General features: G+C 51.8%; 10 protein-coding genes. All 10 read left to right on the plus strand.

Going from position 1 to position 8664, the window contains the following annotated elements; all coding sequences use genetic code 11:
- Window positions 1–62 precede the first annotated feature (62 nt).
- Window positions 63–1586: an anthranilate synthase component I family protein gene (locus J2X61_RS34360; RefSeq protein ID WP_310194802.1), complete on the plus strand. Its 1524-nt coding sequence runs from the start codon at window positions 63–65 to the stop codon at window positions 1584–1586.
- A 33-nt stretch (window positions 1587–1619) separates the two neighbouring features.
- Window positions 1620–2201, plus strand: a complete 582-nt coding sequence (gene pabA / locus J2X61_RS34365) for an aminodeoxychorismate/anthranilate synthase component II (protein WP_274473228.1) — start codon at window positions 1620–1622, stop codon at window positions 2199–2201.
- A 3-nt stretch (window positions 2202–2204) separates the two neighbouring features.
- Complete coding sequence (gene pabC / locus J2X61_RS34370) at window positions 2205–3104, plus strand: aminodeoxychorismate lyase (protein ID WP_310194805.1); 900 nt, start codon at window positions 2205–2207, stop codon at window positions 3102–3104.
- Entirely contained in the window at window positions 3101–3916 is an 816-nt protein-coding gene (gene folP / locus J2X61_RS34375; protein ID WP_274473231.1) for a dihydropteroate synthase, read from the plus strand. Before pabC ends, folP begins: the two co-directional genes overlap by 4 nt.
- 17 nt (window positions 3917–3933) lie before the next feature.
- Window positions 3934–4302, plus strand: coding sequence for a dihydroneopterin aldolase (gene folB, locus J2X61_RS34380; RefSeq protein WP_274473232.1), 369 nt, complete (start codon window positions 3934–3936; stop codon window positions 4300–4302).
- A complete protein-coding gene (gene folK, locus J2X61_RS34385) occupies window positions 4299–4814 on the plus strand; it encodes a 2-amino-4-hydroxy-6-hydroxymethyldihydropteridine diphosphokinase (RefSeq protein WP_274473233.1) in 516 nt (171 codons plus the stop codon). The genes folB and folK overlap by 4 nt, the downstream gene beginning before the upstream one ends.
- Window positions 4796–5008 (plus strand): helix-turn-helix domain-containing protein, encoded by a 213-nt coding sequence (locus J2X61_RS34390; protein WP_274473234.1) that lies wholly within the window; start codon window positions 4796–4798, stop codon window positions 5006–5008. Before folK ends, J2X61_RS34390 begins: the two co-directional genes overlap by 19 nt.
- A 16-nt stretch (window positions 5009–5024) precedes the next feature.
- Entirely contained in the window at window positions 5025–6041 is a 1017-nt protein-coding gene (gene dusB, locus J2X61_RS34395) for a tRNA dihydrouridine synthase DusB (RefSeq protein ID WP_310194814.1), read from the plus strand.
- A gap of 222 nt (window positions 6042–6263) precedes the next feature.
- Window positions 6264–6740, plus strand: a complete 477-nt coding sequence (gene greA, locus J2X61_RS34400) for a transcription elongation factor GreA (protein ID WP_274473236.1) — start codon at window positions 6264–6266, stop codon at window positions 6738–6740.
- Between the two features lie 123 nt (window positions 6741–6863).
- Window positions 6864–8360, plus strand: a complete 1497-nt coding sequence (gene lysS, locus J2X61_RS34405; protein ID WP_274473238.1) for a lysine--tRNA ligase — start codon at window positions 6864–6866, stop codon at window positions 8358–8360.
- The last annotated feature ends 304 nt before the right edge of the window (window positions 8361–8664 follow it).

An 8664-nucleotide genomic window follows, 5' to 3' on the forward strand; every position in this document is an offset into this window, starting at 1 on the left:
TGTGTCGTTAGAGTATACTAATGGACAACTAATCATCGGAAAGAACGGAAGGAGGGGCGGGCATGATTCTAACGACATTCGAGCAGTGGCGCAGTTGGTCCTCCTCGTATACCATGCTGCCTTACATGATCAAGCTCGGCCTGGCCGAAGACCGGATCGTATCTTGGGAAGAAGCCTGGAAGGGGGCGGCGACGAATTCCTTCGTGCTGGAGAGCGGGAAGGGCGGCCGGTACACGTTCTTCGGCTTACAGCCATTCTCGACCGTGAAAGGCAAAGGGCTGGAGGCCGAGATCACAACGGGTCGCGATACAACCGTTCGGCAGGGCGAACCGCTGACGATTGTGAAGCAATGGATGTCCGCGTACCGGAGTCCCAAGGTGGAGGGGGCGCCCAAGTTTCTTGGCGGATGCGTCGGGTATTGGAGCTATGATGTGATCCGCACGATCGAGAGGCTGCCGGTGCAAGCGGCGGACGATCTGCCCATACCGGATTACAGCTTCGCGATGTACGATCAGATATGGGCGCTGGACCATCTCGACAAGAATCTGTACATCATCGTCCATATGCCGCTGCAGGGCGATCAAGCGGCGGATGACGATTACCTCCGGACGCAGTATACGGAGGCTCACGCGAAGGCGGAAGCGATGCTCACCCGATGGCACGCGATCCGTGCAAGCAATTGGTCCGGCACGGATGCGTCATCGATAGCGCGCGAGCAGCTGCACATCGATGTCGAGAACATCGCGGGCATCCAGCCTGCCTTCGGCAAAGCGGATTACATGGCGGCGGTGCAGCGCATCCAAGCCTATATCGCCCAAGGTGACGTGTTCCAAGTCAACTTGTCGGTCAGACAGAGCCGGCGGCTGAATACGACGCCGGAAGAGATCTACGAGGCGCTGCGCGTCGTCAATCCATCGCCGTACATGGGCTTGCTGCGCTTCGCGGGCTTCGCCCTCGTCTCCGGCTCGCCGGAGCTGCTGGTGCAGCTCGAGGACGGCGTCCTGCGGACGCGTCCGATCGCCGGCACCCGCCCGCGCGGCAAGGACGAGCAGGATGACCTGCGCCTGGCCGGCGAGCTCATTGACAACGAGAAGGAGCGCGCCGAGCACGTTATGCTCGTCGATCTCGAGCGCAATGACCTTGGCCGCATCTCGAGGTACGGTTCCGTCTATGTGAAGGACTTCATGGTCATCGAGTATTACTCCCATGTCATGCATATCGTCTCGGAAGTTGTCGGCGAGCTGGCAACAGGGAAGGACGCCTACGATGCCATTGCAGCAACGTTCCCCGGAGGTACGATCACGGGAGCCCCGAAAATTCGCACGATGGAAATCATTGAAGAATTGGAGCCGGTCCGCCGCGGTCCCTATACAGGATCCATGGGATGGATTGACTATAACGGCAATATGGAATTTAATATTATTATACGCACGCTGGTGGCTGTGGATGGGATGGGACATATTCAAGCCGGCGCCGGAATCGTCATCGATTCCGTTCCGGAGCGCGAGTATATCGAATCCATCAACAAAGCCAAAGCGATGTGGAAAGCAATCGAATTTAGCGAGCGGAGCATGAGCCGAGCTTAAGCCCGAGCCGGGCTGACGAAAGGGGAGCTTAGCATGATTTTAGTGATTGATAATTATGATTCGTTTACGTACAACCTCGTTCAATACTTAGGGGAGATCGGGGAAGAAGTGATCGTTCGCCGTAACGACGAAATCGATTTGGCGGGTGTGGAGGCGTTAGCGCCGGATCACATCTTGATTTCACCGGGACCTTGCACGCCGAATGAAGCCGGCATTAGTCTATCACTGATTGAGCATTTCAAGGGTAAAATCCCCATTTTCGGCGTCTGCTTGGGACATCAGTCTATCGGACAAGCCTTCGGCGGCGATGTCGTTCGCGCAGAACGCTTGATGCATGGCAAAACATCCGAGATCTTCCATGACAGCCAAACGTTATTCGAAGGCCTGCCTTCTCCATTCATAGCAACACGTTACCACTCTTTAATTGTTAAAGCCGAGACGCTGCCGGATTGCCTGGAAGTTAGTGCGCGAACCGCAGAGGGCGAGATTATGGGGCTTCGGCACAAGGAATATCCGATTGAGGGCGTTCAGTTCCACCCGGAATCGATCATCACCGAGCATGGCCACCAGATGCTGCGCAATTTCCTTCGCCGCACGGCCAAATCAGGAGTTTAATTCATGATCATCAGCTTGAATGGCAAACTTATGGACGAACAACACGCCGTGGTCTCGGTTTACGATCACGGTTTTCTTTACGGACTAGGTCTCTTTGAGACCTTCCGTACGTATAATGGAGAACCTTTTCTGCTGCCCGAACACCTGAACCGACTTGCGGAGGGCTGTCGCGAGCTTGGGATCCGGTATGCGCCTGATCCGATACACGTACACAAACTCATAGGCAGCTTGCTGGAGGCGAACGAGCTTCAGGATGCTTATATCCGCTTGTCCGTTTCCGCAGGTACCGACATGCTCGGACTTCCTGCGGGTGATTATGAGCAGCCTGTGGAAATCGCGTACATCAAGCCGCTGCCTCCGCGGGATGCGAAGCTGGATGAAGAAGGGAAAGCGCTGCAGCTGCTTAAGCTTCCCCGGAATACGCCGGAGGGGCTGTACCGGTTCAAATCTTTCCACTATATGAACAACATTCTGGCCAAGAGAGAGCTCCGGCAATATGCATGGGCAGCAGGCGCAGAGGGGTTGATGATGACTGAGGACGGATATGTTGCCGAAGGCATCGTCAGCAATCTGTTCTTCATCAAAAACGGCACCCTTTACACGCCATCGCTCGAGACCGGTATTTTGGCGGGTATTACACGAGCGCATGTCATGCGGATTGCTCAGCAGCAGCAAATTCCGGTTCAGGATGGCTTATACCGTTGGGAAGATCTGGTGGAGGCCGATGAAATTTTCCTCGTCAATTCGATTCAAGAAATTGTAGGGGTAACTACCTTGTACACACCAACGGGGCAAGCGGTGTCTGTTGGCGCAGGCGGCGGTACAGGGCCGTTGACCCGTCAGCTTAGCCGCATGTACCTGAGCTCGAACGGATACCAACAGGAAGAAGTGAATAGCAGATGAACGTGTTATCCTGCAGAGGACATGAGCTGCCCATCGGTGATCGAACGATCATCATGGGCATATTGAACATAACGCCGGATTCCTTCTCGGACGGAGGATCCTATGTGAAGCTGGAGGACGCCGTTCGCAGAGCCCGGCAGATGGTGGAGGACGGCGCGGATATCATCGATATCGGAGGCGAATCTACACGCCCGGGGGCGGCAGAGGTGACGGAGGACGAAGAGCTTCGCCGGGTCATTCCCGTGATCGAAGCCATTCGGCGTGAAATCGATGTTCCCCTATCCGTTGATACGTACAAAGCTGAAGTCGCCAAGCAAGCGTTGGCGGCGGGAGCCCATATCATCAACGATGTATGGGGCGGACAAGCGGACCCGCGTATGGCGGAAGTGGCGGCTGCTTACGACTGTCCTTTCATCATTACGCATAATCGAAAGGATACGAATTATGTCGATTTTTTTGCGGACGTGCAGAACGATCTGCTGCAATATGTGAAACAGGCGAGAGAAGCGGGCGTACGCGAGGAGCGGATTATTTTGGATCCGGGTATCGGCTTTGCCAAATCGTATGAGCAGAATTTGCAGCTGCTGAACCGTCTGCGTCCGATCGTGGAGCTGGGCTATCCCGTGCTGCTGGGCACATCGCGCAAAAGCGTGATCGGCATGACGCTGAATTTGCCGCCGGCGGAACGGCTGGAAGGTTCGCTTTCGACCATCGTACTGGGGATTGCTCAAGGGTGCGGCATCGTGCGCGTGCATGATGTACAAGCGACCAAACGGGCTGCCGTCATGACAGATGCTATTATTCGAGCTTGAAGAAGGGGGTACTGATGATGGACAAAATTACACTGTCCCGGATGCAGTTTTTTGGGAATCACGGCGTTTTTCCGGAAGAGAATAAGCTGGGTCAGCGCTTCTATGTGGATGTGGAACTTAGGCTTCCATTGGAGAAGCCGGGCAAGTCGGATCATCTCGACGATACGGTGAATTACGGGGAAGTTTTTTTCAAAGTGAAGGATATTGTCGAAGGGCGCACTTTCCAATTAATTGAAGCTTTAGCGGAAAACATTGCATCCGAGCTCCTGCATACTTATACTAGTATCAATGAAGTGACGGTTCGCGTCATTAAGCCGCATCCGCCCTTCGCCGTTATTTTCGACGGTGTTACAGTAGAGATTAACCGAAAGCGGGCACAGGAATGACAGCCGAAGTACGAGAACGAAGCGTTACAGCTTATGTCGCATTAGGATCCAATATAGATGATCGTGAACAATTTTTGCAGGATGCGATTACAGCGCTGAATCAGGAGTCGGGTATTGTCGTGACTGGGGTCTCCAGTATGTACGAAACCGATCCGGTCGGCTATGTGGACCAGTCTGCTTTTCTTAATATGGTCGTTCAAATTCAAACGAATTTACCTGCAGAGGAATTGCTGCACACGCTGCTTGCCATTGAAACACGGTTGGGAAGAAAGCGCGACGTGCGGTGGGGTCCGCGAACGATCGATTTGGATTTGCTTCTATACGGCGACGAGCGGCATACGACACCCGACTTGATCATTCCGCATCCGCGGATGCATGAGCGGGCTTTCGTATTAGTCCCTCTCTCAGAGGTTCTCTACGAGCGGCAAGATCGTGCATTTGAATTCATCTCCGCGCAATTGGAGAAACTGGAAGGAAAGGAAGGCGTCGTGTTATGGAAAAAAGCTCGGTAGCTCAGCGTATTCGCGCTTTTCGCAAATTAAAGGGATATACCCAGAATGAACTTGCGGATTTGCTAGGTGTGTCCATTGCCATTCTGGGAGCGATCGAAAGAGGAACACGTAAACCAGATACGAAAATTATTCAAAAAATCTCGCAAGTTCTAGATATAGAGCCGGACGAGTTAGTTGCAGTCGCTGCGAGATAAGAGAGGTGCATCTTCGATGCTGAAAATAGGAAATGTAGAAGCTCCCAACAAAGTGGTGCTTGCCCCTATGGCGGGAGTATGCAATCCGGCGTTCCGTCTGATTGCCAAGGAGTTCGGCACAGGCCTCGTCTGTGCGGAGATGGTCAGCGACAAAGCGATCGTGCATGGGAACACCCGGTCGATGGAAATGCTGTATGTCGATGACAGGGAGAAGCCGCTAAGCTTACAAATCTTCGGGGGCGACACCGAAACGCTCGTTCAAGCGGCGAAGATCGTCGACCGGAATACCAATGCCGATATTATTGATATCAATATGGGCTGTCCGGTGCCGAAGATTACAAAATGCGACGCAGGGGCCCGTTGGCTGCTTCAACCGGACAAAATCGAGCAAATGATTGAGACCGTCGTGAAGGCGGTAAGCAAACCGGTTACCGTGAAAATGCGGATCGGCTGGGATTCGGAGCACATCTATGCCGTCGAAAATGCGAAAGCTGTCGAAAGAGGCGGCGGAAGCGCAGTTAGCGTTCATGGACGTACCCGGGAGCAGCTGTACACCGGGAAGGCCGACTGGAACATCATTCGCGAAGTGAAGCAAGCCTTGTCGATTCCCGTTATCGGTAACGGCGACGTGGTAACCCCGGAAGATGCGAAGCGGATGCTGGACCAGACGGGTGTCGATGGCGTGATGATCGGCCGCGGCGCGCTGGGCAACCCTTGGATGCTGTACCGCACCGTGCAATATTTGGAGAATGGCGAACTGCCGCCGGAGCCTACGCCGGAGGAGAAGATCCGCATTGCGATACTGCATATGGACCGCCTCATTGCGCTCAAAGGCGAGAACGTGGCCGTGAAAGAAATGCGTAAACATATGGCTTGGTACCTGAAGGGACTTACCGGAGCGGCACGCGTGAAGGATGCGATCATGGAGATGATCAAGCGCGAGGATATGGTTCGGGCTCTGAATGAATACGTCGAGCAACTTGCCCTGCAATCGCCGTCAAACGCAACGGAACAATCGCCTGTACTGCATTAAATCATGCAGCGATGGTTGAGATTGACATTTTGAAACGGTTGCAATATAATCAGTCAATATTAATGTGTTCCTGCATATATTGAAAGACAAACGAGCAAGTTCCTTATTTTTATAACCGTGAATTCATACTACTTGAATCAGCTCTATAAAGACCTAACTCCTAGCAGGAAGCATCGATTCAACAATATGAAAATCTTTCACATGACGGGAGATCAGTTGGAAATGGCTGAAAAAGAGGTCATTCTTACACCAGAGGGTTTGAGAAGGCTCGAGGACGAGCTTGAGCATCTGAAATCAGTGAAGCGCCGCGAAGTCGCGGAGAGAATCAAGGTTGCCATTGGTTATGGCGATATTAGCGAGAACTCCGAGTACGAAGATGCGAAGAACGAACAGGCTTTTATTGAAGGCAGAATTATTACTTTAGAAAAAATGCTGCGCAACGCGCGGATTATTAATAACGACGATGTCGATACCGATACGGTAAGCGTTGGGTCTATCGTTACGCTGAAGGATTTGGAGTTCGGCGACTTGGTGGAATACGTCATCGTAGGTACTGCGGAGTCAGACCCGTTACAGAACAAGATTTCCAATGAAAGCCCGGTGGGCAAAGCAATTCTCGGCAAGCAAAAGGGCGCAACGGTTGATGTTAACGTTCCTGCTGGCGTCATTCAGTATCAAATTGTTGATATCAAAAAGTAGTGCAGCCGCAGCCCTGTTGCAATTTACCTTTGCGCAGCATGGGCAAATCGTCTGGAAAGCTTCCTTACGGAAGCTTTTTTCCGGTTTAAGCACCCTTTACTAAAATATGTAGGAGATGAAAGCATGAGCCAGGAAGTCGAATTGAATGAACTGCTCGTCATTCGCCGTAATAAATTGGACGAGCTCCGCGGTCTGGGCGTAGACCCTTTTGGCAGCAAATATGTAAGAACGCATACGACCCAAGAAATTTTGGACGCTTACGGTGAGAAAACGAAAGAAGAGCTGGACGAAGAGCATCATGAAGTCAGCATCGCCGGCCGGATTATGCAAAAGAGAGGCATGGGCAAAGCCAGCTTCGCGCACATTCAGGACATCACCGGGAAAATTCAAATTTACGTGCGGGAAGACGCGCTGGATGCCAATAAATATAAGGCCTTCGATCTATTGGATTTGGGCGATATGGTTGGCGTGCAAGGCGTTGTTTTCAAAACTAAAACAGGCGAGACGTCGATCAAGGTGAAATCCCTTGAGGTACTGACGAAGTCCTTGCTTCCGCTGCCGGACAAATTCCATGGACTCAGCGATGTGGAGCTGCGTTACCGTCAACGTTATGTGGATTTGATCATGAATCAGGATGTGCAGCAGACGTTTATTTTGCGCTCCAAAATCATTCAGTCCATGCGCCGTTATTTGGATTCTTTGGGTTATCTGGAAGTGGAGACGCCAACGCTTCATTCGATCGCAGGCGGGGCTTCGGCTAGGCCGTTCATCACGCATCATAACGCTCTGGACATGCAGCTGTATATGCGTATCGCTATCGAGCTTCACTTGAAGCGTCTTATTGTCGGCGGATTGGAGAAAGTGTATGAAATCGGCCGCGTTTACCGGAACGAAGGCATTTCTACGCGCCATAACCCGGAATTTACGATGATTGAGCTATATGAGGCTTATGCGGACTACAAAGATATCATGAAATTGACAGAGGAGCTCGTTGCCCATATTGCGCAAGAAGTGCTTGGCACAACGAAGATTCCTTATGGCGATCATGAAGTGGATTTGGCTGTCGGCTGGAGACGCGTCTCCATGGTCGATGCCGTTAAAGAAGTGACGGGTGTGGACTTCGGCGTTCATATGACAAACGAAGAGGCTCATCGCTTGGCCAAAGAGCATAAAGTGCCGGTAGAACCGCACATGACATTTGGGCATATTCTGAACCAGTTCTTTGAGACTTTTGTCGAGGAGACTTTAATTCAGCCTACGTTTATCTACGGACATCCGTTGGAAATCTCGCCGCTAGCTAAGAAAAACCCGGAAGATCCGCGCTTCACGGACCGTTTCGAGCTATTCATCGTAGCGCGAGAGCATGCGAATGCTTTCACAGAGCTTAACGATCCGATCGACCAAAGAGAACGTTTCGAAGCTCAATTGCGTGAGAAGGAGCAAGGGAACGACGAGGCGCATGAAATGGATGAGGACTTTATCCGCGCCTTGGAATACGGCATGCCGCCTACAGGCGGATTAGGTATTGGTATCGACCGTTTGGTTATGCTATTGACCAATGCCCCGTCTATTCGTGACGTGCTGCTGTTCCCGCTTATGCGTGAGCGTCAAGGAGAATAAAGCTTATTTCGGGGCGCCGTGAGGTGCCTCGAATTTTTTTGTCGAAAAGACTTGCAAAGTGAATGCGCTCTGTGGTATCTTATAAAAGTTGCCGCTGAGATGCGTAAACAAAAGTTTTAAAAAAGTAACTTAAAAAATAAGTTGCAAACAAAAACTTAGTGTGGTATATTGGTCTTCCGGTCTTCGAAAGAAGGCGGGCGAGCAACACAACATTGATCTTTGAAAACTGAACAACGAGTGAGTAAACAGAACGAGCAATCGTTCAAACATGAGATTAATAATCTCGCTAGCAAGTCAATTGAGC

It is taken from the genome of Bacillus sp. 3255 (genome assembly GCF_031456485.1).
Classification (GTDB): domain Bacteria; phylum Bacillota; class Bacilli; order Paenibacillales; family NBRC-103111; genus Paenibacillus_E.